Source organism: Agrobacterium sp. V1 (assembly GCF_030518355.1).
Classification (GTDB): Bacteria; Pseudomonadota; Alphaproteobacteria; order Rhizobiales; family Rhizobiaceae; genus Agrobacterium; species Agrobacterium cucumeris.
In genome coordinates, this window is sequence record NZ_JAULSF010000002.1 from 341,142 (window position 1) to 364,974 (window position 23,833).

20 protein-coding genes and 1 tRNA gene are annotated in these 23,833 nt (G+C 57.1%); 11 read left to right on the forward strand and 10 right to left on the reverse strand.

Annotated features, from left to right (window positions below):
• The first annotated feature begins 11 nt into the window (after nt 1–11).
• The 4 genes from QSV77_RS15750 (at nt 12) to QSV77_RS15765 (ending at nt 5,199) form a co-directional block, all read left to right on the forward strand.
• Nucleotides 12–959, forward strand: a complete 948-nt coding sequence (locus QSV77_RS15750; RefSeq protein ID WP_302734197.1) for a polysaccharide pyruvyl transferase family protein — start codon at nt 12–14, stop codon at nt 957–959.
• Between the two features lie 209 nt (nt 960–1,168).
• Nucleotides 1,169–2,653 carry a lipopolysaccharide biosynthesis protein gene (locus tag QSV77_RS15755; RefSeq protein WP_302734198.1) on the forward strand — a complete coding sequence of 495 codons (1,485 nt, stop codon included), beginning with the start codon at nt 1,169–1,171 and terminating at the stop codon, nt 2,651–2,653.
• Nucleotides 2,641–3,966, forward strand: a complete 1,326-nt coding sequence (locus QSV77_RS15760) for a polysaccharide pyruvyl transferase family protein (RefSeq protein WP_368045859.1) — start codon at nt 2,641–2,643, stop codon at nt 3,964–3,966. The genes QSV77_RS15755 and QSV77_RS15760 overlap by 13 nt, the downstream gene beginning before the upstream one ends.
• Before the next feature lie 9 nt (nt 3,967–3,975).
• Nucleotides 3,976–5,199 carry a glycosyltransferase family 4 protein gene (locus QSV77_RS15765; RefSeq protein ID WP_302734200.1) on the forward strand — a complete coding sequence of 408 codons (1,224 nt, stop codon included), beginning with the start codon at nt 3,976–3,978 and terminating at the stop codon, nt 5,197–5,199.
• 66 nt (nt 5,200–5,265) lie between these two features.
• Here QSV77_RS15765 and QSV77_RS15770 read toward each other — a convergent pair whose 3' ends face one another.
• The 3 genes from QSV77_RS15770 to QSV77_RS15780 all read right to left on the reverse strand — a co-directional run bounded on the left by QSV77_RS15770 (nt 5,266) and on the right by QSV77_RS15780 (nt 7,387).
• On the reverse strand, nt 5,266–6,057 hold the full coding sequence (locus tag QSV77_RS15770; RefSeq protein WP_269699131.1) for a metallophosphoesterase family protein: 792 nt from the start codon (nt 6,055–6,057) through the stop codon (nt 5,266–5,268).
• A gap of 272 nt (nt 6,058–6,329) precedes the next feature.
• Nucleotides 6,330–6,935, reverse strand: a complete 606-nt coding sequence (locus QSV77_RS15775; RefSeq protein ID WP_269699132.1) for a transglutaminase-like cysteine peptidase — start codon at nt 6,933–6,935, stop codon at nt 6,330–6,332.
• A gap of 146 nt (nt 6,936–7,081) precedes the next feature.
• Nucleotides 7,082–7,387 (reverse strand): hypothetical protein, encoded by a 306-nt coding sequence (locus QSV77_RS15780; protein WP_302734201.1) that lies wholly within the window; start codon nt 7,385–7,387, stop codon nt 7,082–7,084.
• Between the two features lie 318 nt (nt 7,388–7,705).
• Here QSV77_RS15780 and QSV77_RS15785 point away from each other — a divergent pair, with 318 nt between their 5' ends.
• On the forward strand, nt 7,706–8,263 hold the full coding sequence (locus tag QSV77_RS15785; RefSeq protein ID WP_003585610.1) for an HNH endonuclease: 558 nt from the start codon (nt 7,706–7,708) through the stop codon (nt 8,261–8,263).
• 29 nt (nt 8,264–8,292) lie between these two features.
• On the opposite strand, the gene QSV77_RS15790 is transcribed toward QSV77_RS15785, so the two are convergent.
• A complete protein-coding gene (locus QSV77_RS15790) occupies nt 8,293–8,808 on the reverse strand; it encodes a disulfide bond formation protein B (RefSeq protein ID WP_302734203.1) in 516 nt (171 codons plus the stop codon).
• A 996-nt stretch (nt 8,809–9,804) separates the two neighbouring features.
• Between QSV77_RS15790 and QSV77_RS15795 the strand changes: the two genes are divergently transcribed.
• Nucleotides 9,805–10,719: a hypothetical protein gene (locus tag QSV77_RS15795; protein ID WP_302734204.1), complete on the forward strand. Its 915-nt coding sequence runs from the start codon at nt 9,805–9,807 to the stop codon at nt 10,717–10,719.
• A 334-nt stretch (nt 10,720–11,053) separates the two neighbouring features.
• Here QSV77_RS15795 and QSV77_RS15800 read toward each other — a convergent pair.
• A tRNA-Leu gene (locus QSV77_RS15800) sits at nt 11,054–11,138 on the reverse strand.
• 296 nt (nt 11,139–11,434) lie between these two features.
• On the opposite strand from QSV77_RS15800, the gene uppQ reads away from it, so the two are divergent.
• The gene (gene uppQ / locus QSV77_RS15805) at nt 11,435–12,085 is read left to right on the forward strand and encodes a polysaccharide biosynthesis GNAT family N-acetyltransferase UppQ (protein WP_302734205.1); all 651 of its coding nucleotides are present in this window, start codon (nt 11,435–11,437) and stop codon (nt 12,083–12,085) included.
• 52 nt (nt 12,086–12,137) lie between these two features.
• Here uppQ and QSV77_RS15810 read toward each other — a convergent pair whose 3' ends face one another.
• The 5 genes from QSV77_RS15810 to secA form a co-directional block, all read right to left on the reverse strand.
• Complete coding sequence (locus QSV77_RS15810) at nt 12,138–13,409, reverse strand: GNAT family N-acetyltransferase (RefSeq protein WP_142841433.1); 1,272 nt, start codon at nt 13,407–13,409, stop codon at nt 12,138–12,140.
• A gap of 8 nt (nt 13,410–13,417) precedes the next feature.
• Complete coding sequence (gene uppV, locus QSV77_RS15815; RefSeq protein WP_302734206.1) at nt 13,418–14,833, reverse strand: Wzx-type polysaccharide biosynthesis protein UppV; 1,416 nt, start codon at nt 14,831–14,833, stop codon at nt 13,418–13,420.
• A gap of 57 nt (nt 14,834–14,890) precedes the next feature.
• On the reverse strand, nt 14,891–16,093 hold the full coding sequence (locus QSV77_RS15820) for an acyltransferase family protein (RefSeq protein ID WP_302734207.1): 1,203 nt from the start codon (nt 16,091–16,093) through the stop codon (nt 14,891–14,893).
• A gap of 81 nt (nt 16,094–16,174) precedes the next feature.
• Complete coding sequence (locus QSV77_RS15825) at nt 16,175–17,068, reverse strand: DMT family transporter (RefSeq protein WP_269699137.1); 894 nt, start codon at nt 17,066–17,068, stop codon at nt 16,175–16,177.
• A gap of 239 nt (nt 17,069–17,307) precedes the next feature.
• Nucleotides 17,308–20,016: a preprotein translocase subunit SecA gene (secA, locus tag QSV77_RS15830; RefSeq protein ID WP_302734208.1), complete on the reverse strand. Its 2,709-nt coding sequence runs from the start codon at nt 20,014–20,016 to the stop codon at nt 17,308–17,310.
• Nucleotides 20,017–20,259: 243 nt separating this feature from the next.
• On the opposite strand from secA, the gene QSV77_RS15835 reads away from it, so the two are divergent.
• The 4 genes from QSV77_RS15835 to mutT all read left to right on the forward strand — a co-directional run bounded on the left by QSV77_RS15835 (nt 20,260) and on the right by mutT (nt 23,680).
• Complete coding sequence (locus QSV77_RS15835) at nt 20,260–21,126, forward strand: peptidylprolyl isomerase (protein WP_302734209.1); 867 nt, start codon at nt 20,260–20,262, stop codon at nt 21,124–21,126.
• Between the two features lie 92 nt (nt 21,127–21,218).
• Nucleotides 21,219–22,460 (forward strand): bifunctional glutamate N-acetyltransferase/amino-acid acetyltransferase ArgJ, encoded by a 1,242-nt coding sequence (gene argJ, locus QSV77_RS15840; RefSeq protein ID WP_302734210.1) that lies wholly within the window; start codon nt 21,219–21,221, stop codon nt 22,458–22,460.
• 18 nt (nt 22,461–22,478) lie between these two features.
• A complete protein-coding gene (locus QSV77_RS15845) occupies nt 22,479–23,270 on the forward strand; it encodes an N-acetyltransferase (protein ID WP_302734211.1) in 792 nt (263 codons plus the stop codon).
• A complete protein-coding gene (gene mutT, locus QSV77_RS15850) occupies nt 23,267–23,680 on the forward strand; it encodes an 8-oxo-dGTP diphosphatase MutT (RefSeq protein ID WP_271361677.1) in 414 nt (137 codons plus the stop codon). Before QSV77_RS15845 ends, mutT begins: the two co-directional genes overlap by 4 nt.
• The last annotated feature ends 153 nt before the right edge of the window (nt 23,681–23,833 follow it).

Below are 23,833 nucleotides of genomic sequence, written 5' to 3' on the forward strand. Positions count from 1 at the left end.
ACGAGGTTCCAATGAAGACGATTACCATTCTCGATACAACCGTAGCCTCGGACAATCTCGGCGATCAGATCATTCTCGATGCCGTCAAGGAGGTGCTGCTTGAGGTTGTTCCCCAAGCTTATCCCTATCATGTGGCGACCCATGAATATATGACGAACGTCTCGAAATCGCTGCTGCGCAAGAGCGAGGCTGCCTTTGTTGCCGGCACCAATATTCTCGCATCGAACATGGAAGCCCGCGTCTTGTGGAAGTTGCTGCCGTGGGATGCATTCGCCTTCCGGGAGACTGTTCTGCTTGGCTGCGGCTGGATGAATTACATGAAACAGCCGAACGCTTATTCGCGCTGGATTCTGAAAAAAATTCTGTCGGATGAATTCACGCATGCGGTGCGCGACAATTATACCGCCGAAAAACTCAGGTCCCTGGGCAAGAAGGTTCTGAACACCTCTTGCCCGACGATGTGGGGCCTTGATCCGGACCACTGCAGGTCCATCCCCACTTCCAAGGCCTCTTCCGTCGTCACAACGCTGACCTTCTACCTTAACCGCCAGGAGGAGGACAAAAAGATGATTGAAATTCTGAAGGATCGCTACGACACCGTCTATTTCTGGCCGCAGCAGCGCGAAGATGCGGCCTATCTGGCTTCCATGAATATTTCCGGGCTGAAGTTCATCGATCCGACCCTCGCAGCCTATAACCATTTTCTTGACAATGAGGACGTGGATTTTATCGGGACGCGCCTGCATGGCGGTATTCGCGCGATGCAGAAATTCCGCCGCGCCCTGATCGTCAAAGTCGATAATCGCGCTACGGAAATTTCCAAGGATACCGGTCTGCCGACCATGGACCGCAAGGATTTCGACAGCATGTCGAACTGGATTTCCGGCAGTGAGCCGCCGCCGATAAAGTTGCCGGTGGAGGCAATCGAAACCTGGAAACGGCAATTCAAGAGAGCCTGAAACCTCCACACTGGGGTTCTTGCGAATTCCCGGGAAAAGGGATTGCCGGCGGGCTGTGGATTGTCCGCCGCCAGATCGATCCTCTTCGTGGAAGCCGGATATCGGAAGACAGTACCTGTAAGTCCGTCTTCTCATATGGAGCTCTGATCGTTTCTGATCGTGACAAAGGTCGTTTGGTCGCGGCCGGCTTTGAAACTGGTGGTCAACTGATGTCGGAATCAAGTTCCATAGGCAGCGCCGCTATCAGAGGCATTTTTTGGTCCATCGTCCAAAACTGGGGTGGAAAGCTCTTTACCTCGGTTCTTTTCATTGTTCTTGCCCGTTTTCTCAGTCCCACCGACTACGGCATGGTTGCAGCGGCAGGGCTGGTTCTGATGCTGATCCAGCTGGTCTCCGAATTTGGATTTGCCGACGCCATCGTACAGAAACGCAATCTTGAGCCGAGTGACATCAACCTGCCATTTTACGTATCGGTGGCCGTCGCCACGATGTTTGTGGTTGCGGTCTGGCTGCTGTCTCCGAGGCTGGAAAGCTGGTTCGAGGTTGAAGGGCTCGCACCGATCATCGTTGCGGTTTGCCTGTTGCTGCCATTAAACACGGCTTCCCTGTTTCAGGAATTGAATTATCGGCGGGTGCTTGCCTTCAAGCCGCTGGCGATCAGGACCTTCATCTCCAACATTCTCGGCGGTGGCGCAGCGATCATGTTTGCGATCGCGGGGCTGGGTGTCTGGAGCCTCGTCGTTCAGGGTTATGTTGCAACCATCGTCACGTTGATCTGGCTCTGGCGAAAACCCTATTGGCTTCCCGGGACGACGCTGAAGCCCGACACTTTTATCCAGCTGCTTCGGTTCGGTTCATCCGCTCTGGGTCTGCGCATCGTCGATTTCGGCTCCACCCGTCTGATCGATGTCATGATCCTCGGACATTATGGCGTGGCTCTCTTCGGACTCTACACTGTCGGCAGCCGCCTCTATCAGCTTCTGATGCAATTGCTTCAGGCCGCACTTTATGATGTCTCGTTGACGGTCCTTTCGCGCATATCGCATGAGCGAGAGCGCATGGCGGAATTATATAAGCAGTCGATCACGATATCGGCGATTTTTTCGACACCCATTTTCGTGCTTTCGGCAGCATTGGCGCCGGAAATATGCAGCGTATTGTTCGGCGCCCGCTGGCAGGGGGCGGACGAGGTTGCGCAGCCGCTTCTTCTTCTCGGTGCATTGCAATGCGTCCAGTTTCAGAACGGACCTTTTCTCTCCGCACGGGGAAGACCGGACAGGGTGTTGATTGCCGGAAGCGTGAAGGCGATTTCGACCATTCTCCTCATCCTGCTGGTCCCTGCGGACAGTATCGGGGCAATGGTCATTCTTTATGTTTTCGGACAGCTGACCTCCACGCCGTTCACGTTTTTTTATGTCGCACGCGAACTTGGGGTTCAGCTTCGGAAGATATTTCTTCTGCTTCTGCCCAGCTTTGCCTCCTGCGCCTTCTGCTTTCTGCTGGTGCAGTGGATGCGCCCTGAAGTCAAAGTCCTGGGGGCTGGGGAGTTCATATCGGGAACGCTCCTCGGGTTCATATTCGCCCTTGCATATCTTCTGCTCATGGCCCTGACCGCAAGACATCAGGCACGGCCAGTCGTCATGCTTGTCATGAGCAAAATCGTCTCTCGAAAGGAAGGCAAATGCGCAAGCTGATAAAAAGACTGTTGCCGACCCCGCTGCGTCACAGACTGGTGGCGTATAATGAGCGGCGCAACAGGGATATTGCGCTTCGGCAGTTCTTTAACGATCTGCAGGAACAAAAGCGTAAGGCCAGGCCCGTTGGGGGCGGCGGTCGGTTGAAACGACTTTTGATCGTGGCCTGTGATCCCCTGACAGTGCTGGGCTCTGTCGGCGATGATGCAATGATCACCGCTACACTGCAACAGGCGCGTTCCAGCAATCCGCACGTCGAAGTGGACATCCTTGTCGAGGGATCAGAGTGTATTGGTCCCGTTCTTGAGCGCGGTTTTTCCCCTGTCGATATCTTCGGCAGGGCCGACTTCATACGGGCTTTGACGCAGCAATTTTCGGCACGCAATTATGATTGCGTCGTGGTCGTCGGGGCCGACGTCATGGACGGATATTATCAACCGCTGATGAGTGCAAAACTTCTTGCCAGCGCAGACCTTGCTGCCGCCGCCGGGATCAGGAGCGTGATCCTTGGTTTCAGTTTCAATGACAAGCCGCATCCGGCGCTGGCCATGTTCTATCGCTCTCTTCACCCGGCAGTTTCGCTCAATGTGCGTGATGCCGTTTCTCTTGGTCGGCTGAAATCCTTTGCAAAGACCAATGCAGCACTCGTTGCCGATTCCGCGTTCAGCCTCGTCCCATCCGAGCCTGATGAGAACACAAGTTCATGGATCGCGCGAAAACGTGCCGAAGGATACCGGGTGATGGGTTTCAACCTGCATCCCATGCTGTTCAAAAATGCCGATCACTTACAGATTGAGACAATGGTCAGGCGCGGGGCGGAAGCACTGCAATCCGTTGCCGATGACAGGCTGGTATGCTGGCTGCTTATCCCGCATGATTACCGCGAGGGCTTCGGCGATCAGGCTTGTCTGAGGACCATTGCCGGCCTTATGCCGGCAGCGCTTGGCGACAGGGTTCGGTATCTGGATGGGGAATGGCCTGCGCCATTTCTGAAGGGGGTTGCGGGACAACTCGACGGCCTGGTCAGTGGCCGCATGCATCTTGCAATTGCCGCACTCGGCAAAGGTGTCCCGGTCATATGTATCGCTTATCAGGGAAAGTTCGAGGGGCTGTATCAGCATTTTGATCTGCCGGTGGAAGATCTCCTTTCACCGGCTGCCTTTTACACCGAAGACGGCATCAAGCGGGCCTTGATCGATTTTGTCGACCGGGTGGATGACGTCCGTGAAAAGGTGAAGAGGAGGCTGCCTGACGTTCTTGCGCTTTCGCAAAAGAACTTCCAGCTGTTTGACGTATTCTCCGGCAAGCCCTGAGACATCGACATGAGGGTCGCTTTCGTCTCAGCCATTCCCGCCGTACCTGCCAATGCCGGCAATCGCAGCAGGATATTGCAACTCACCCGCGCCGTGCGGTCGCTCGGCCACGATGTGCATTTCGTTTATATCGATACTCCGATAATAGCCGATTTTGATCCCGCCGCTCATGAAGTTGAATTCGGGTCCGGCCATTTGCATTTTGTGTCCCGAAAGCGGGACAGTTTGAAAGAGCGGCTTGCCGAAGACCCGGCTTTTGAAGTTGGATTGACCCTGTTTCGGGCGGTTCGGAAGATTTACCGACTACTGGGCCGCGACAGAGGGTTCTACAATTACCTCGATGAATTTTATTATCCGGAAATAGGTCGGCAGATACGGGATGTTCAGCGTCGGCTGGGGATCGATGCGGTCATCGTGGAATATGCATTTCACTCCCGGGCGTTCAGGGGGCTGCCGGCGGATGTGCTTCGCATTCTCGATACGCACGACTCCTTTGCCGATCGTCACAGAGCGTTCGTTAAAACCCCCAACAAATATGGATACTGGTTCTCGGTTCCACCTAAGGCGGAACGCAAGGCCTTTCGTCGCGCCGATGTCGTCCTTTCCATACAGGAAGAAGAAGAGCGGATATTCAGGCAGCTGCTCGGAAATGAAACGCCGACCGTTACGACCGTCAGCCATATTCTGGATCTCAATCAACGAGTGGAAGACTTTACGTCTGACGACTTTCTGTTTCTCGGTTCCGGCAATGATGCCAATGCCATTTCCCTTAACGGCTTCCTTCAGAATGTCCTGCCTTTGGTGAGGGCCGCTCGACCGGGTATCCGGCTGGTTTTGGCAGGCAGCATATGCGACAGGATCAAAGACACGGAAGGTGTTCTCAAGCTGGGTCGTGTCGATAGTTTGAAGGATGCTTTTTCGCGCGCGCCAGTGTCGATCAATCCGATTACGCTTGGCACCGGCATCAACATAAAACTGCTCGACGCTTTGGCTGCCGGTGTTCCAACGGTGAGCACCCAGACGGGCGCGAGAGGCCTTTCGGAGCATTATCGCAACGGCGTGATCGTCGTGGATGATGGGGACCATCAGGCTTTCGCCAATGCGGTCCTGTGGCTTGCCTCCAGCCAGCAGCAGCGACGGGAACTGGGAGACAGGGCGTTTACTGATGCAGTTGAATGGAAACGCCGGCAAATGGCAGCACTTGGCAATGTTCTGGACGTCAAACGGGACTGATTGCTCGAAAGTCCGAAAAACGAGATTTTGAGGCCCGCTGACGCATGGTTTGCCGATGACCCGCCGTCAGACAACCAATTGCGGGCCAACATCTGAAAGCTTCAGGATCGTTAGCCTGCCCGTCGTAAAGGCGCCGGTGTCGATACCGATCCGCTGCGGGCCCGTCTGTGGTTCCGGGACCGGCGTGTGACCATGAATGACAAGCAGGTCCAGCCCGGCTCCCTGCGACAGGAACGGTTCCCTGATCCACAACATGTCCTCATCGGTCTGCGCATCCAGTTGTAGTCCCGGCCGGAAGCCGGCATGCACAAAAATATAGGGTCCGATGCGCGCATAGACCGGCAGACTGGATAAAAGCTGGCGATGGGTGTGCGGGATCGCACCGATCAATGCGTCCCTGAAAGGCTGAAGCCGCAAACGGCCCTTGTGCATGAAATAATCGATATCGACGCCATAGGATAAAAGCGTCTGGCGGCCGCCAAAATCCAGCCAGTGCATGTTGTCCTGCGGATTTTCCAGAAAGTCGCTGAACAGCTGCTCGTGATTGCCGCAGAGCGCGATACGGCGCAGTGGCGCCGGCGGCGGCTGGAGAAGATGGTCGATGACACCGCAGGAATCCTGTCCGCGATCAACATAGTCGCCAACCAGAACGACCAGGGCGGGGGCGGGGTCCGGACCCAGATCCGCGAGGATTTTCCGTTCCGCCTGCAAAAGCAGGTCGAGGCAACCGTGCACGTCACCAATGGCATAGATTGGAAAGGAGGCGGGCTTGTCGCCAAGGTCTAACCGGCGGCGCCTCCGGTCGTCGCGGGGGGCTGGCTGTTTACGACCGCGAATCCAGTTGAGCACCTTGGGCATAGCTGCCGATACTGTCTCTCCGGTACAAGGTCAAGAGCGTTGACCGTGGCGGTGGCACAGCCTCCTCGGGCCGGGCCGTCTGGATGCCATGATCTCCGCAAAGGCTGTGTTGAAGGGCCGCGTTGGCGGCGTTTTTCCCGTCGTTGACGCTTCGATATGAGGAGACAGGATACCCTCTTTCACATTTGAAAGATATGACAGCTTAAATCATCGGTCGAGCACGCGTCCGGTCTCGCGAAAAGACGGGACGCGCGGATATTGTCGGAGACGTTCTAGAGCTTCAGCCAGACGCGCGGGTTTTCGTGTGACTGAATCTTGATCCATTTCAGATCCACCGCTTTCCACGGCTTGACGACGTTGGTGCGGTTGTCCAGCACCAGATCACCCTGGGTCGTGCTGACGACGAGAACCGCATGGCCGACACCGCCCGGGGTGCGGGCTGTGGCGATGCGAAGCGCACCCGATGGCCAGCCGGCCCGCAGCAGGCGTTGCCGCTTGGTCACGGCGTAGTCATCGCAGTCACCGCTTGCCGGATTGAGCTTCCACTCATCTTGCCCCTCCAGTTCGCCGACATAGACGATCGCCGTGTTGATCTCGGAATTGATGCGCTGCAGTTCCGTACGCTTCTGTTTCGTCAGCTCGATCGTGTCACGATCGCCAATCCGGACGCACTGGTCGGCGGCATTGTCGCAGAATTTTGCGAAGGCGATGGGGGCGATGGTCGGACGGCTCGTTGACATGAACTGGCCGGGCCGCGTTGTGACCGGGTTTTTGGCGAGACCACCAAGCTGAACGGCCGAAGCCGTCGTCGCGATGCTTGCCGCCATGCCGACGGCAACTGCCAAAGTCTTTACCAGACGGCCTGTTTTCTTCGCCATGTCTCTGCCCCTGCACAGTTGTTTTATCTGTGCCTGAACATACCGGCCCTTTCTTGCAGGCCTTTTAAGTCGATAGATTGCTTTTTAGTGAAATCGAATTTTGTTGCCGGCGGATGAAATCGACCGGAAAATCGGCGCAGCGGCGTTCAGTTGCAGCGGGTTCTGCCCTTGGTGTCTATGAGGCATGTTTGTTGCGGCACGGAGCTTCCATAGTCGCGCCGCATGTCTGATGAAGAGCGGTGGTTTGCCGGCGGTCGGTCATAGTTGCGTTCGATTTCAAAATTGCGCCCGCCGATCGTACCATGCGCACCACCGCGACCATTCGGCGTGACTTCGAAATTCTGATATTGCTGCGCTTGGGCCAATGCGGCCAGACTTATCGTAAGGACAAACAGGCCTGTTGCCAGTCCCGCCCGCAACGCTGCCGATGGATGATGCCTGCGCGAGACCATGCGCTCTCCTCCTGCTGATGGGGCGACAGATAGGTGTCCGATCGGGATGTGTGCGCCACTTTCTCGGTCGCGATGATCATATCACCAATGGCGTAAGAAGCGTGAGGCCGATTTTGTGATCGAGAGCGGCGAATCACTAGCTCAGTGGCTGTCAGGCGGCGACCCGTCGGGCTGCTGCCGTCCGGTCGTCAGGAACATAAAAGAGCCTTTTTCCCGCTGAAAAATTAAGCTCTTCTCCGCTGCATTTATAGGCTTCACAATCCTGTAACAACGGACCTAATATACAAGTGCAGATGCCGAATCGCTCAGGAGAAGCCCTTGACGATTGCAGTTTCACCACAGGCCCTGCCGGCGCTCGTTCTGAACGCAGACTATAGGCCATTGAGTTATTATCCCTTGTCGTTGTGGTCCTGGCAGGACGCGATCAAGGCTGTCTTTCTAGACCGTGTGAACATCATCGCAGAATATGATCACGCGGTGTCATCCCCCAGCTTTTCCATGCGGCTGCCGAGCGTCGTCAGCCTCAAGACCTATGTGCAGCCCACCCGCAATCCCGCCTTTACACGCTTCAACGTTTTCCTTCGGGACAAGTTCGAATGCCAGTATTGCGGCACGCGGGACGAATTGACCTTCGACCATGTTATTCCCCGCGCGCATGGCGGTGAAACCACGTGGCACAATGTCGTGGCGGCGTGCTCTCCCTGCAATCTTAAAAAAGGCAGCAAGCTTCCCAAACAGGCGGGCATGTTCCCGGCGCAGAAGCCATTCCAGCCGACGGTTCAGGATTTGCACAATAATGGGCGATTGTTCCCGCCCAACTATCTGCACGAAAGCTGGATGGACTATCTTTACTGGGATACCGAGCTGCAGCCCTGATCCTCAGGACTGCTACGCGGCTTTCCCGTTTACCGGCTTTTCCGGCTCGCGCCAAAAAAGGCGATGGCCGCAAGTGCAATGCTTGCGATGACGTTCCAGCCCGCGAAAGAAAGGCCAAGCACCCGAAGTGCCGCATCATTGCAGGAAGGCGCCTTGATGGCGTTCAGATCACCCAGCAGGTCGCCGGCATTGGTGGTGATGGACGGCGCGCCGGTGGCGCAGGTGATCGGGCCTTCCCAGAAACCCCATTCCACACCGGAATGATAAACACCAAGCCCGGCGCCGATCAGCATCGCCACGCCGATGAGGGCGAGAAGCAGCCGCGTGATCTGAACCGGCAGTTTGAAGACGCTGGTCGCAACGGCCAATATGCCCAGCGGAATGGCGTAATAATAGGGATCGCGCTGCAACAGGCACAGGGCGCAGGGCGTGTAACCGCCAATATGCTGGAAACCGAGGGCGGAGCCGACGGTGAAGATCATTCCCGCCGTGACGCCGAGAGCGGCGAGCGTACGGCTGTTGTCGGCGGTGGTCGCATTGGCCATGATGTTTTCCTCAAACTTCGCGAAGAAGCAGATATTCCCGGACGGGCTTTCAAAAAGGCGGGCGTGATGGCGAAATTAAGTCGCCGATCAACGGTGTGTCACGGGATTCGTCTAATCCAGTCCGTTACTTCTGGCAAATGAAAGCCCGGTAATAAACGGGGGGTGGATGAGCAAAGTTTCGTGAGTGGGCTGATGGCCGTGAGGCAATCGAAAGGACTTTTTGGAAGATTTGGATAAAGCGAAGAAAATCAATGCAATTTTGGGAATGCTGCCTCAAGCCGCGCTGCTGATTTCGAGCGAAATTAAGGCTTAAGCCGCGGTTGGACTGTTGGCTCTGCATGCAATCATTTTCGTTATAGAAAATGTGTCCAACTACGCGATGTGGCAAACAAAATGGTAGCGAAACAATGCTTAGTTGTGCATAAGGATAGCACACGGAAATCAAGAAACCTTAGGGGGAATTCGCGATCACCGCGAATTGATAGTAAAATTAATGCCGGGCCATTTTCTTTATTCCGCGAACCCTTACTTTTCTGTTGAGGTGGCGCGAACGTATCGCAACAATAAGACGTACGCTTGGTGCAGCGAATATTTCTCATCGAGCGATCAAGCGATTGGTGCGCCCGCTGCCTTAATAGCTGCATCTTCGGACCCTAAAACCATATACGAGCAACTGAGTAGAGCGTGCGAGACAGATGATAGTCATGATGCGCGGATTAAGGGATATCGAAAAACGTTCAAGCGTTTGGCAACCCAATGGAACTCAGATGGTTCTCTTACCGATGCTCATCACGCTGAAATTCACGCGGTGTGCAAGTCACCAAGTTTTAAAATTTGGCGTCCAGTATTGTTTATAATTCCGAGGCCCGTGGTTTCGACACGTTTGAAGGAAGTGCCTCGCAATAAGCGCGCAAGTCATGGCATGGAATATACAATAACCGATCTTGATCTTTCTGAAGTTGACATCATCGAACTTCCTAAGTTGGGACGAGGATAATGGTTTTAGCAGAATTGGCTGGAATGGATGAGCGGCAGGCAGCTGGCTTTTTGGCTAGGGCGTCTCTGGCACTTATGTCGTCTGACAACCCTGCAGCAACACCTTCTTTTTATGGCGAAGAAGAGAAGCGCGCGCAGCTAATTGCGCGTCTTAAGATAAAAGCTCGTGAAATTATTGCGAGTGATGATGAAGAGACGATAAACGAGCTAGTCGCGGATTGGATCGATGAAGAAATAGAGCTTCCCAGTGACGATCAAGGTAGGGCGTTTGCTCGGTTGTCGGAGCGGGGAGTTCTACCCGGCGACGCCTACAAGGTCGTCTTGAATCTCGATTTTCAGCGCAGAATGGGTAAGTGGGGGATTGATGATGCGGGTAGGGTTGTAAGTACAGTTAAACATCCCACCTTGGAGACGCATTTTAATGCTGATTCAGTTCCACCTTTTGGTGGTAACGCATCTATATTTGGTAAATGGTTTGGAGCCGAAAACGGTATCGATCCCTATTTCCTCATAGTGTGCGGCCATCGCGACGCAGATGTACTTCGCGCTGACCATTGGTGGCGTCTGTATCCGCAGGACGTAGTCTTTATGCATCTAACAGACATGGGAGATGCGCTTGAAAGGTTCGCACAAGTCTACGGCCGGGTATTTAGGTTGGGCGACTGGGAAGGGAAATTCCTCCGCTCGAAATCGGTAGTAGCCGAGGGTGGGCTAAGTGTTCAAGTACCCCAATTACCGGGGCAAGCTATGTTTACTGCGGCTATTGCGGTGAATGGAAAGCGAGCGGAGATTGCGTTCGGCGTTGGTGTGGACATAGGATCCTACGCGAAAGCGGTTCTAAAGCATCTCAAACGAGATGAGATAAGACGCAAATCGAAAACTCCTACCCATTCTAAAGTGGCGTCTCACGCGTAGGAGCAAATATTAATTGACACGGGGTTTCGGCCGCTGGTTTCGAGCAAAATTGGCGGCTGATAACTTAGTTGGCAGCATCGGTTTCTAGCTATGAAAACGTCTTTCGAGATGAAAACACCGAACGGCACCTTCTGGAAAGCATGCTCTCCTGCTGTACGACTTGTTGATCGAACATTTGACCAGTGCCAAACCTTTCGGGATCTGATTCGGATTCTTAACTAATTCGCTTTCGGATTTAGAAGATTAAGTTTCAAGAGATGAAATCGGTTGGGAAATTCGTTAGGGGCGCACCAAGCCCACAAAATATAAGCAAATCAATGTTGTTTTTAGATAGTGGTACCCCAAGCCGGGATCGAACCAGCACTCCTTGCGGAACCGCATTTTGAGTGCGGCGCGTCTACCAATTCCGCCATTGGGGCAACGGTGGTAATGCCACGGCGTCTATCACGGGCAAGGCCATGCGTGCAACCCCAAAGCTGATTTATCCTTTTTATTTGCGCGTGTTTGTGGCGGCTATTGCCTGTCTGTTCTGGCCCGGTAATGAAGGGAAGGGAAGGTTCGTGGGTCCCGTATCGATACACTTGCGGTTGCAGCATTAACGTAATATTAGATACCTCTAACAAATTAGAATATACGCAATTACTAATTGAATTATGATGCCAGCGTGGAGTTTCCACGCGGGGCGGGAATAGCCAGAACTCATAGGGAGGAAATTATGAGGGCGCTTTCTCGCAATTTATTACTGTCTGCCTGCCTTATCTTGCCGGTCAACGCACATGCGCTGGATATCGGGATCGGCGGCGAAAACGGGGTGAATGCCAGTGTCGGTGACAATGGCAGCGGTGGGCTCGGTGTCGATGCCTCGGTTGGCGGCAGCAATGGCGTCAATGCCAGTGCCGACGTTGGCGGTAGAAGCGGCGGCGGTTTGGGCGCGGATGTCAATGCGTCTGTCGGCGGTAGCAACGGGGTCAATGCGGATGTCAACGCATCCGTCGGTGGGTCCAGCGGCGTCAGCGCCGGTGTGGACGCTTCGGTTGGCGGCTCCAACGGTATCAATGCCAATGTCGGGGCCAATGTCGGCGGATCGAGCGGACTTGGACTTGGGGTCGGCGTCGGTATTGGCGGTTCGGGTTCCACCGGCACTCCGGGGAATCCCGGAAACCCTGGAAGCCCGGGCAACCCGTCCAATCCCGGCAACCCGGGCAAGATGTCACCTGGCGCGATGCGCAATGCCATTCAGGCCTATAACGACATGTCGCGAACCGATCAGATCAGGCTCGCCCGCCGTTGTGCCGATATTCTGGGCGGCGGATATGATGTGGCGCTGACGCAATTGTGCAAGATGATCAGGACGGCGTCACGCTGACGCAGGTTTTGCCACGACAATAGTCCGAAGGACGCCCCGGCGTCCTTCGCGATTAATTGCCCTTGCGTCCGAAGGACAGGATTTTCTGGCGCAGGCTGCGGGCGAGATTGCGGGTGTTGCGGTACATATCCACCTGCGTGGAAACCTGCCGCACATCCCGGTCGCTGTTATGCGTCAACCCGACAACCAATGTGCCCATTTCCTGCCGTTCCTGCCAGAAACGGCTCATGATCGGATGATCAGGCACCGCACAGCTGTCGCTGCGCAGAATATTGGCATCGTCCAGATGCCAGTCAGTCAGTTTCTGCACCAGCAATTTGCCGGGCGAAAACTGCGCATAATTCTCGTCAAAGGCTGTCTTCCACGTATAGGCCTCGCCGGCCGTCATGAAGACGATCATCGATGCGATCGCCGCGCCGTTGAGATCGATGGTGTGGATACGCACGGCATCGGCTTCGGCCAGATTGGTGATCGCTTCGCGGGCGAAGGCGGCGCGGTAACGGTCATTCACCAGCGCGGTGCGTTTGCGGCCTTTCCAGCCGCTTGCCTCCAGCGCCAGGAATTCCTCCATCCGATAACGTATGTCCTTCGGCTGGCGGGTCACGGTGTAGGAGATGGCTCCAAGTTTTTCGAGCTGACGCCATTGGCGGCGCATTTCCCGCAGATGATGCGGCGCAAGCGAACTGCGCAGATAGGCCTCGCCATCCAGAAGGCTTTCCAGCATCGGCCGCTGGTAATTGCCCGTCGTCGTCACCGGCAGGTTGCGGCTGAGAGCGATTGCCCTGAACATGCGGGCGAATGGGCCTTCAAGCCGCACATCCGGCAGCACGAGCACATTCGGCAGCCGCATTTCCCGGTCGGAAAGCGCGTCGAAAAGATTGTCGAGCGTTTCCGCAGCCCCCTCGGTGTCGACCAGCGGCGTGCCGAGCGGACCGAACGGATTGGCCCAGACGCGCAGAATGGAAGGTCCGATGGAAAAGCCCGGCTTTTCAACGGTAAAGGGCATCAGAAAGCGCATACGGCTTCGGGCGCCGTTCTCGTCGCGAATGAGGGCGAAGCGCACGGACTTGTCTTCGATACGCGGCATGGCCGGTGCCAGAAGGCGGCCGGTGAAGAAGACATTCGCCTCCATGACCCGGTTGGACAGGAAATCGAGTTCTTCCTGCATGTCGTAACCGAGCTGGCCCGGATAGATGCAGAATTCACGGCCGTCGCGTCCCACGCGCCGGCTGCTGTCTGCCACGGGACGGTCACGCTCCGCCGACGCCATCAACGCCGCGATGCGCGGATCCTGAAAATCCGGATTTTTTGGATCGCTGGACATGCTTATCGTTACACCGCCTTCCCAGTGTCTTGACCCGCCCGGGGATCGTTGAAGGCAAAAAGGACGATCCCGAGTGTGCGGCGAATGGCAATATGCAATAGCACAGCTTCTATACACATGGCTATTGCGACCGCTGCCGCAGCCCCTGCCAGACCATAGACCGGAATGAGCGCCATGTTGAGTGCAATGTTGCAACCAAAGATAATAATATAAAGAGCAACGCACAATTTTTGTTTGCCGGCCATATTCAGCAGGGTCTCGCCCGGGCCGATCAGCGCTTTTGCGAGGAAGCCCGCAAAAAGGAAGAACATCAGCTGATAACCCTGGACGAATCCGGGGCCGAACAATGACAGCAGGAATGGGCCGGCCAGAAGCACGACGCTGCCGACGGCAAGCGACGGCCAGAAGGCCCAGCGTGCCGCCTGGCTGGCGAAACCTGCAAGCGCCTGCCGGTCATTGGCGGAAATCAGGGCGGCCAGACGCGGCGCTGCCGCCGCCTGCACGGAGAAAAACACGAATTGCATCAACACGATGGTTTTCGCCGCCGCGAAATAAATGCCGACCTGATCCGGCGGCAGATAGAGACCGACGATTACCACGTCGGAATTGGTCATCAGGAAGCCGATGCCGTCGATCAGGAACACGGGAAAGGCAAACCGCATCCAGTGGCTGAAATGGATACGGCGGGCGACGCTGCGGAAATTCCGGTTGAGCCGTCGGTTGAGGAAAGCGAAATGGAACAGCGTGGTGACATAGGTGGCGAGAAGCGCGGTGATCATCGCCGTTGTCGCGGTTTTTTCCGCGCCAAGCCCGATCGCCACCAGCATGAACAGCAATATCAGCACCGGGCGAACGATATAGGTGGGGCTGAGGGCTGATATTGCCCAGCCATTGGCGCGCGCAGTGCCGTTCAGCACATCACCAAGCGCCACCATCGGCAGGGTGAAAAGTGCCAGTGCAACGGGAATGAGATAATAGCCGGCGATACGCTCACCGAAGAAATACAGGAAAACAAAGCCGCAAAGCGCCAGCGTGCTGGCCGACAGCATGGCGAAAATGCGTGCTGTCGAGGTCAGCCCCATGATCTTGTCATGAGCGTCTTCCAGACGGTAGCCGGGTAAGAAGCGGATGACGGTGGTGTGGAAACCGAGACAGGACAGGTTGCCGAACAGGATCACCAGAACCCAGACGAAGGCGAAGAGGCCATATTCGAACTCGCCCATCAGGCGGGCGAGGATTATCTGGGAAATGAAGGCGATGCCGGCGCTGACGATGCGCACCGCAAAGGCAACCAGCGCCATGCGCTGGGCGCGCGCGACATCATCCCTTGCGGAAACGAGGACGGCGATTTTTGCTCCCAGCGGCGAGAGCTTCGCGCGCAGGCCTGCGGGTAAGGCTTTTTCCGCCGTGTTGAGGATAGCCATGATCCACACGCCATCATTTCCAGTTAAATAGGCAGCCGGATTGTAACCGCCTTATCCTTAACGAAGGGTTTGGGAGGCGGCGGCGCCTGTCCCGATGTCGTTTGGCACCCGTGGTTTGCGGGTGCCGTTGAGAAGAAAAAGTGCCAGCGGACTGCGGCGTATCACCTGGTGCAGCAGATAGGCCGTAAAGGTCGTCGCCGCGACGATGATGGTAAATTCGAGGATGGGCGGCAGCGAGATCAGGATGAAAAGCGTGCCGAAAGCGTAAATCAGCGGGTGGTGAAACAGGTAGATGGTGAAAGAGGCATCCGTCATCCGTCCGGCAATCCGGCTTGGCCTGTCGAAATAACGGCAGGCGAGGTCGATCAGCAGGCGGCTTGCCGCCACCGCCGCAATCGTCGAAACCAGCACGAGCATGGCTGAACTGGAAAAGGGGTTTTGCAGCCGCAGCGTCACCGCGTTTGCGATGGTGACGAAGGCGATGATACCGGTGAGGGGTCCCGTCTGGCGGAAGCGGTGAAAGAGAACTCGGTCTCGGTTCAACAGCGCCCCGATGAGAAAAAACGGCAGATAACGCGCATAGGGATCGGAGGCCCGTTCATAGAGGATAAACAGGCCATTTCCGGTTTTCCCCGCAAGCAGGCCGGAAAGGTAAACCGCCAGCTCCCACAAAACGGGAAAGGCGCAAAGCGCTAAAAAAAACAGCGCCGGATAACGTGTTCGCGCCCTGGCGAACCAGTCTCCGGCATATGCCAGTGGCGGGCGTTCCGCGAGGAACAACAGGCCGGCAAGCAGGACGGAATAGGCAATGAGGGCAGGCAGGAACCACAGATGCATGATCCATTGTTCGCTCGGGCGCAGCAGACCCGGCAGGCTCTGCATCAGCTGGTCGGCGGAGATAGTACCCTTGGCGATACCAGCCAGTTGCAGCAGGAAAAGTTGCAGCGGCCCCAGTATCAGCACGGCCACGATGAAGGGCAGCCCAAGGCGCAGGAAACGCTGCCTGAGCCACGGCGCTTTGCCCTTCTTGCCGATGACCATGGCGGAAAAATAACCGGCCACCAGAAAAAACGCCGGCATGCGGAAGGTGACGAGCGCCGCGCCAAGTGCCGTCAGCACCGGGCTGGTTTCAAAATCCTTGATATCCCAGGGCAGGGCATGGCTGTAGAGCAGGGAGGCATGGTAGGGAATGCCGAGCAGCATGAGGAGAGCCCGCAAGGGATCCCAATAATGCTCATAATCTGACTTGCCCGGTTGCATTTTCCCCTCGCGTCGCAAACGCGATCACGCGTGATCAGCGGTAGCCACCACGACTATTAGTGGAAAACGCTAATAAACCCTTCATGCGCCGGATGGCGTGGGCGGCGCTTTTTTCTTGGGCAAAAGGTCAAGCACGAGCGCGCAGCCCAAAATGATGATGCCTGCGCCCAAAAGCTGGGGAAGTGACAGGGGTTCGTCCAGCACCAGAGCGCCGATAAGAACCGCCACGACGGTTACGGCAAATTCAACGCTGATGGTCTTCGTCGCGCCGATGGTGGAGACCAGCCGGAAATAGGTGATGTAGGTAAGGCCGCTCATGACCACCGCCTGTATCAGAAGATAGACGTAGTCGATGAGAGCCGGCGTTCCGGGCAATGGCACGGCCAGCAGAAGCGGCAGGGTCATCAGGCCACCCGCCAGAAAGGAGCCGATGGTGATTTCCCAGGAGCCGACGCCTTTCAGGTAGCGGCTGGCATAATTGCTGCCATAGGCGGCGCAAATGCAGGCCGCGACAGCGGCGGCGCAGCCGATGATGAAACCGGTTGTGACGGGAACGGCGGGAAAACCAACGAGCAGGATGATGCCGGCAAAGCCGATGACAAGGCCGGCAATACCCTGTCGCGTCAGCCGCTCAAGCCCCCATATCTGTGAGATGAGCATGGAAAAGAGCGGAATTGTCGCCACCAGAATGGCGGCCATGGCAGTGCCCACCAGCGGTGTCGCATAAGAAAGGCCGATCAGCTGCCCGGCAACCGTTGTGGCGCCAACCACGGTGAAGGCACGCCAGCTGGCCGAAAATGCGAGCCTGCGGCGCGCGGCCCGCGCGATGAGAAAGAGGGTGACGGCAGTGACAAGCGAGCGAAGCGTGACGGCACCGATCCAGCCGAACGCCGCAACGACATGCAGAAGCAGCAGGAAAGACATTCCCCATGCGAGCGCGAGAAAAATATAGGCGGCGAGATCGCGAGGGGCCATGGGGCATTTCCGTCAAAAGTGCTTAGCGGTTGTACGTCCGGAAAATGCGCAAAAACAAAGATCGTGAGCCCGTCCGACGCTTCCATCTGGGCCAGATGCGCTCATGAAAGCGTTTTCTGGAAGATGGTCAGGCTCCCATATTGGAAATCGCTGATATCCGTCAACAGCAATGAACGGGCGCAAAGAAAATCGCCCGTAACACGGGGTTACGGGCGATAATCATCGTGAGCGGGCCTGAATTACGCCTGTTCGTAGACGCCGTGGCAATGCTTGAATTTTTTGCCCGAGCCGCAGGGGCACATTTCATTGCGCCCGATGCGGCCCCAGGTGGCGGGATTGTTCGGATCGCGTTCCTCGGCCGGTACGAAAGCGACGGGTGCGCCACGCGCCATCTCGTCTTCGCCGGTAACGGGGTCGAGATGATGTGCGGTCATCTCAGGCAGTTCCGGCTGCTGCGGTTCCTGCTGCACAAGTTCCACGCGCATCAGCTGGGCGGTGACGCCTTCGCGCAGATTGGCAAGCAGTGCCTGGAACAGCTCGAAGGCTTCCGCCTTGTATTCCTGCAACGGATCACGCTGGGCGTAACCGCGGAAACCGACGACGGAGCGCAGGTGGTCGAGGTTGACGATATGTTCGCGCCACAGATGGTCGATCGTCTGGAGAATGACCGAACGTTCCACATAGGTCATGATCTCAGGGCCGAAACGTTCCGCACGCTCGGTGGCGTATTTGTCGGCCGCCTCGGTAACGCGCTGAAGAATGTCGTCCTCGGCGATGCCTTCTTCCTTGGCCCACTCCTCCACCGGCAGGTCGAGGTTCAGGAACTGGGCGATACCAGCCTTCAGACCGGCAATATCCCACTGTTCGGCATAGGCATTTTCCGGAACATGCTTGGTGACGAGCGTTTCGATGACTTCGTTGCGCATGTCGGCTGCGGTTTCGCCGATATTGTCGGCTTCCATCAGCTCGAGGCGCTGCTCGAAGATCACCTTGCGCTGGTCGTTCAGCACGTCGTCATATTTCAGAAGGTTCTTGCGGGTCTCGAAGTTGCGGGCTTCGACCTTCTTCTGGGCGCGTTCCAGCGCCTTGTTGATCCACGGATGGACGATTGCCTCGCCTTCCTTCAGGCCGAGCTTCTGCAGCATCGAGTCCATGCGCTCGGAGCCGAAGATGCGCATCAGGTCATCCTGCAGCGACAGATAGAATTTCGAGCGGCCCGGGTCACCCTGACGGCCGGAACGACCGCGCAGCTGATTGTCGATACGGCGGCTTTCGTGGCGCTCGGTGGCGATGACGTAAAGACCGCCGGCGGCCAGCGCCTTTTCCTTCAGCACCTTGATTTCGGCGCGGATAGCCTCTTCCTTCGCGTCACGCTCAGGGCCGGGCTCCATGCCTTCCAGCTCGCGCTCAAGGCGCATGTCGACGTTGCCGCCGAGCTGGATGTCGGTACCACGGCCGGCCATGTTGGTGGCGATGGTGACGGCGCCGGGAACGCCGGCCTGCGAAACGATATAGGCTTCCTGCTCGTGGTAACGGGCGTTCAGAACCTGGAAATCGGTAAAGCCGGACTGACGCAGCATATGGGCCAGAAGCTCGGATTTCTCGATCGACGTCGTGCCCACCAGAACCGGCTGGCCGCGCTCATGCGCCGCCTTGATCTCGGTGATGATCGCGAGGAATTTCTCCTCGCCGGTGCGGTAAACCTCGTCGTCCTCGTCGATACGCTGGATCGGCAGGTTGGTCGGCACTTCGATGACATCGAGACCGTAGATATTGCCGAATTCCTCCGCTTCCGTCGAAGCCGTACCGGTCATGCCGGCGAGCTTTGCATACATGCGGAAATAATTCTGGAAGGTGACGGAGGAAAGCGTCTGGTTTTCCGGCTGGATCTGCACTTTTTCCTTGGCTTCCAGAGCCTGGTGCTGACCTTCGGAATAACGGCGGCCCGGCATCATGCGGCCGGTGAATTCGTCGATGATGACGATTTCATCGTTACGGACGATGTAGTCCTTGTCGCGGGTGAAGAGCTTGTGGGCCTTCAGCGCATTGTTGATGTGGTGAACGATGGCGACGTTCTCGACGTCATAAAGCGATTCGCCCTTCAGCAGGCCAGCCTGCCGCAGCAGGTTTTCGAGCTTCTCGGTGCCGTCTTCGGAGAAGTTGGCCGAACGCTGCTTCTCGTCGATTTCGTAATCTTCAGGTGTCAGCAGCGGAATGAAGGCGTCGATGGTGTTGTAGAGATCGGAGCGGTCGTCCAGCGGGCCGGAGATGATGAGCGGTGTGCGCGCCTCATCGACGAGGATCGAGTCGACTTCGTCGACGATCGCGTAATTATGGCTGCGCTGCACCATCTGGGCGCGGTCGTATTTCATGTTATCGCGCAGATAATCGAAGCCGAGCTCGTTATTCGTCGCGTAGGTGATGTCGCAGGCATAGGCCTCGCGGCGCTGGTCGTCGTCCAGACCGTGCACGATGACGCCGGTCGTCAGCCCGAGGAAGCCGTAGAGCCTGCTCATCGTGGCGGCGTCGCGCTTGGCGAGATAGTCGTTGACGGTAACGACATGCACGCCCTTGCCGGCGAGCGCGTTGAGGTAGACCGCAAGGGTCGCCACCAGCGTTTTGCCTTCACCGGTCTTCATTTCGGCGATGGCGCCGCCATGAAGAATCATGCCGCCGGTCAGCTGCACGTCGAAGGGGCGCATGTGCAGAACGCGGCGCGACGCCTCTCGGGCGACGGCGAAAGCCGGGATCAGCAGGTCATCCAGCGTCTTGCCATCGGCAAGCTGCTGGCGGAATTCCGCCGTCTTTGCCGCCAGCGCTTCGTCGGACAAGGCCTTGGTGGCCTCTTCCAGCGCATTGATGGCTGCGATCTTGCTTTTATAGGAGCGGACGCGGCGTTCATTTGCCGAACCGAACAACTTGCGGGCTATTCCGCCGAGACTGACCATCTTACTGGCCCTTTCTGAAATTCCGTTTTCGCGGGCGCTTTTCTCCGTCACGCTGATTTCAGCAACAAATGACGGACTTCGCCCTTCAACGTATCTGGACGCGAGGTTGCGTGACAGATAAGAGGGGGGGCAAATGATGTCAACGGTTCTGCCCGTTACAGAATGGCCACAATCCGGTGTTTGGAAGTTTTTTCAGAGCCGGAAACCATGTCTGGAGCCGGCATTGTCCCCGAAAGGTTCAAAATGTTGCGCTATAATAAAATTGCGGCTGCGGTGATTGTGGCCACGCTCGGCCTCCAGCTTCCGGCTTTTGCACAGGAAGACAAGGTTGTCGCCAAGGTCGGCGATCTGGAAATCCACCAGTCCGAACTCGACCTCGCCATGGGCAACCTCGATCCGCAGCTCGCGCAGCTTCCCGACGAGCAGAAGAAGGTCGCAGCCCTTTCCGGCGCGATCGACGTCAAGCTTCTCGTGAAGAACGCCAGCGCAGAAGGTCTGGAAAAGACCGAGGATTTCAAGAAGCGCATGGAATTCATCCAGGACCGTGAGCTGCACAATGCCTATTTCCGCAAGCATGTGGTCGATGCCGTTACCGCTGACGAAGTGAAGGCACGCTACGACAAGGAAGTGGCAGCTCTGCCGCAGGAAGAAGAAATCAAGGCTGCCCATATCCTGGTCGCCAGCGAAGATGAAGCCAAGGACATCATCAAGCAGCTTGATTCGGGCAAGGATTTCGCAGCCCTCGCCAAGGAGAAGTCGACCGATTCCAACAAGGATGACGGTGGCGATCTCGGCTGGTTCGGCAAGGGCCGCATGGTGCCGGAATTCGAAGAAGCCGCTTTCGGCCTCGAAAAGGGTGCTTACACCAAGACCCCCGTCAAGACGCAGTTCGGCTTCCACGTCATCAAGCTTGAAGACAAGCGCATCGCCCCGCCGCCGGCTTTCGATCAGGTCGAGCCGCAGGTTCGTCAGCTTGTCATGCGTGACAAGTACGTTGCCCTCATCGAGAAGGCAAAGGCTGACCAGAAGATCGAAATCATGGATGAGACGCTGAAGAAGGGCTACGACGAAGCCACGAAGGAACAGCAGGCTCAGCAGCCGCAGCAGTAATAAAGACCCATGTTACGGGGCGGCTTTGAGGCCGCCCTGTTTCATCTCCGGCACTTCCATACCTCCCATTTCCAGAATTTCAGGCGCTTCCCATGTCCGTTGCCGTTTCCCCGCTTGCTCCGAAATCCTATCCCGACATGCCTGCGCTGCGTGGTGTTCGCATGGCGACGGCCGCCGCCGGCATCAAGTACAAGAACCGCACCGACGTTCTCCTGATGGTGTTCGACAAGCCGGCAAGCGTGGCGGGCGTCTTCACCAAATCGAAATGCCCCTCGGCTCCGGTTGATTTCTGCCGCGCCAATCTCGGCGGCGGCGCAGCGCGTGCCGTGGTGGTCAATTCCGGCAATGCCAATGCCTTTACCGGCGTCAAGGGCAAGGCCGCGACCGAGCTGACGGCGAAATCCGCCGCCGCTGCCGTCGGCTGCTCTGAGGGTGAAGTGTTCCTGGCATCGACGGGCGTGATCGGCGAGCCGCTGGATGCCTCGAAATTTGCCGGTGTTCTCGGCGACATGAATGTCAGGGCGGAAGCCGATTTCTGGCAGGAAGCTGCCAAGGCGATCATGACCACCGACACCTACCCCAAGGTCGCGACCCGCACCGCCGAAATCGGCGGCGTGATCGTGACGATCAATGGTATTTCCAAGGGGGCGGGCATGATTGCCCCCGATATGGCGACGATGCTCTCTTTTGTGGTGACGGATGCCGATATTGAGCCTGCCGTCCTGCAATCCCTGCTTTCCGCCGGTGTCGGCCCAACCTTCAATTCCGTGACTGTTGATAGCGACACATCCACGTCAGACACGCTGATGCTGTTTGCCACGGGTGCGGCGGCCGAAGACGGCCAGGTGAAGGTAACGAGCGCCGATGACGAGCGCCTGTCCTCCTTCCGCGCCGCACTGAACGATCTCCTGAAGGATCTGGCGTTGCAGGTTGTTCGCGATGGCGAAGGCGCGCGCAAGATGGTGGAAGTCACCGTCACGGGTGCGGAAAACGATGCCGCTGCCAAGAAGATAGCCCTTTCCATCGCTAATTCGCCGCTGGTGAAGACCGCCGTTGCCGGCGAAGACGCCAATTGGGGCCGTGTCGTCATGGCCGTCGGCAAGTCCGGCGAAATGGCTGATCGTGACCGCCTCGCCATCTGGTTCGGCGGCGTGCGCGTGGCCGTGAATGGTGAGCGCGACCCGGATTATTCGGAAGCGGAGACCACCGCCGTGATGCGGCTGGAAGACATTCCGGTGAAGGTGGATATCGGTCTCGGTGAGGGTACGGCCACGGTCTGGACCTGCGATCTGACCAAGGAATATGTTGCGATCAACGGCGACTACCGGAGCTGACCGTTGGAGCCGAAGAAAATGCAGGACAACAAGGCCGTCAATCTGCCGCTGGTTCGCCGTCTGGAAGCCGTCAGCTTCCGGGCATGGCCTGCCTCGTCGGTGATTTATGACGGCAGCTGGCAAATCCGCCTGACGGGTTCACATCCATCCAAGCGTATCAACTGCGTGGTGCCGCTCGATCCGTCGGATTATGGCAACAGCGCGGTGCGGCTGGAGAAGGCGCGCAAGCGTTTTGAGGATTTCGGCCGCCCGCTGGTGGTGCGCGAAACGACGCTGATGCCGCCGCAACTGAAGGACTTTCTGGTCAAGGACGGCTGGTCCGTGTTCGAGGAAGTCAAGGTGATGACGGCCGATCTTTCCGGAATGGAGCTTCCGGAGACGCTAGTCAGCCTGCCGAGCCACGATATCGGCCGTTTTGTGGAAGCCAGCCTCAAGGTCAGCGATGGCGATGCGTCCCTGCGTCCGGCGATTGCCGAGATCGTCAGTTCCATCAAGCCGACACTCGGCCTGTTCATCAACGAAGAAGTTGAGGGCAGCCCGCTTGCCACTGTTATCTGCGTTCAGGATAACGATCTTGCCGGCATCATCTCCCTCGATGTTGACAAGTCGCAACGACAAAAGGGTCTCGGCACGCAGATTTTAGCCTCGGCGTTGCGCTGGGCGAGAATCAGCGGCGCAAAAAGTGCATGGTTGCAGGTGGTTTCCACCAACGCGGCCGCGATTGCGCTCTATGAAAAATTCGGTTTCACCGAGGCTTATCGTTACCGCTATTGGCACAAGGGTGCTGAGGACAAGGGTGCTGAAGAATGAGTGAGGCGGGCAAAAAAATCCTGCTGGTCGCTGCTTGCGCGCTTCTCGATCAGGACGGTCGCATCCTTCTGGCGCAGCGGCCGGAAGGTAAGTCTCTTGCCGGCCTGTGGGAATTTCCAGGCGGCAAGGTGGAGCACGGCGAGACGCCGGAAGAGACACTTGTCCGCGAATTGGACGAAGAGTTGGGTATCAAGACCAAGGTCGCCTGCCTTGCACCGCTGACCTTCGCCAGCCATACTTATGAGACCTTTCACCTGCTGATGCCGCTCTATGTGTGCCGTCGTTATGAAGGCATCCCGCACGGGCGGGAAGGGCAGTCGCTCAAATGGGTGAAGCCGCAGGCCCTGCGCGATTACCCCATGCCGCCGGCCGATGAGCCGCTGATCCCTTTCCTGCAGGATCTGCTTTAAGGCGGCGCCTGCCCCCTATGCCGTCACAGCTTCGTGAAAATGCCCTTGCAAGCCCGCTTTGCCGTGCCAAAACGGGGCTGCGTTAAGAGATCGTTCAGCACCCTCTGGCAGATTGTTAATCTAAAGAAGCGGTAAACTGCGCGAGACGAGGTT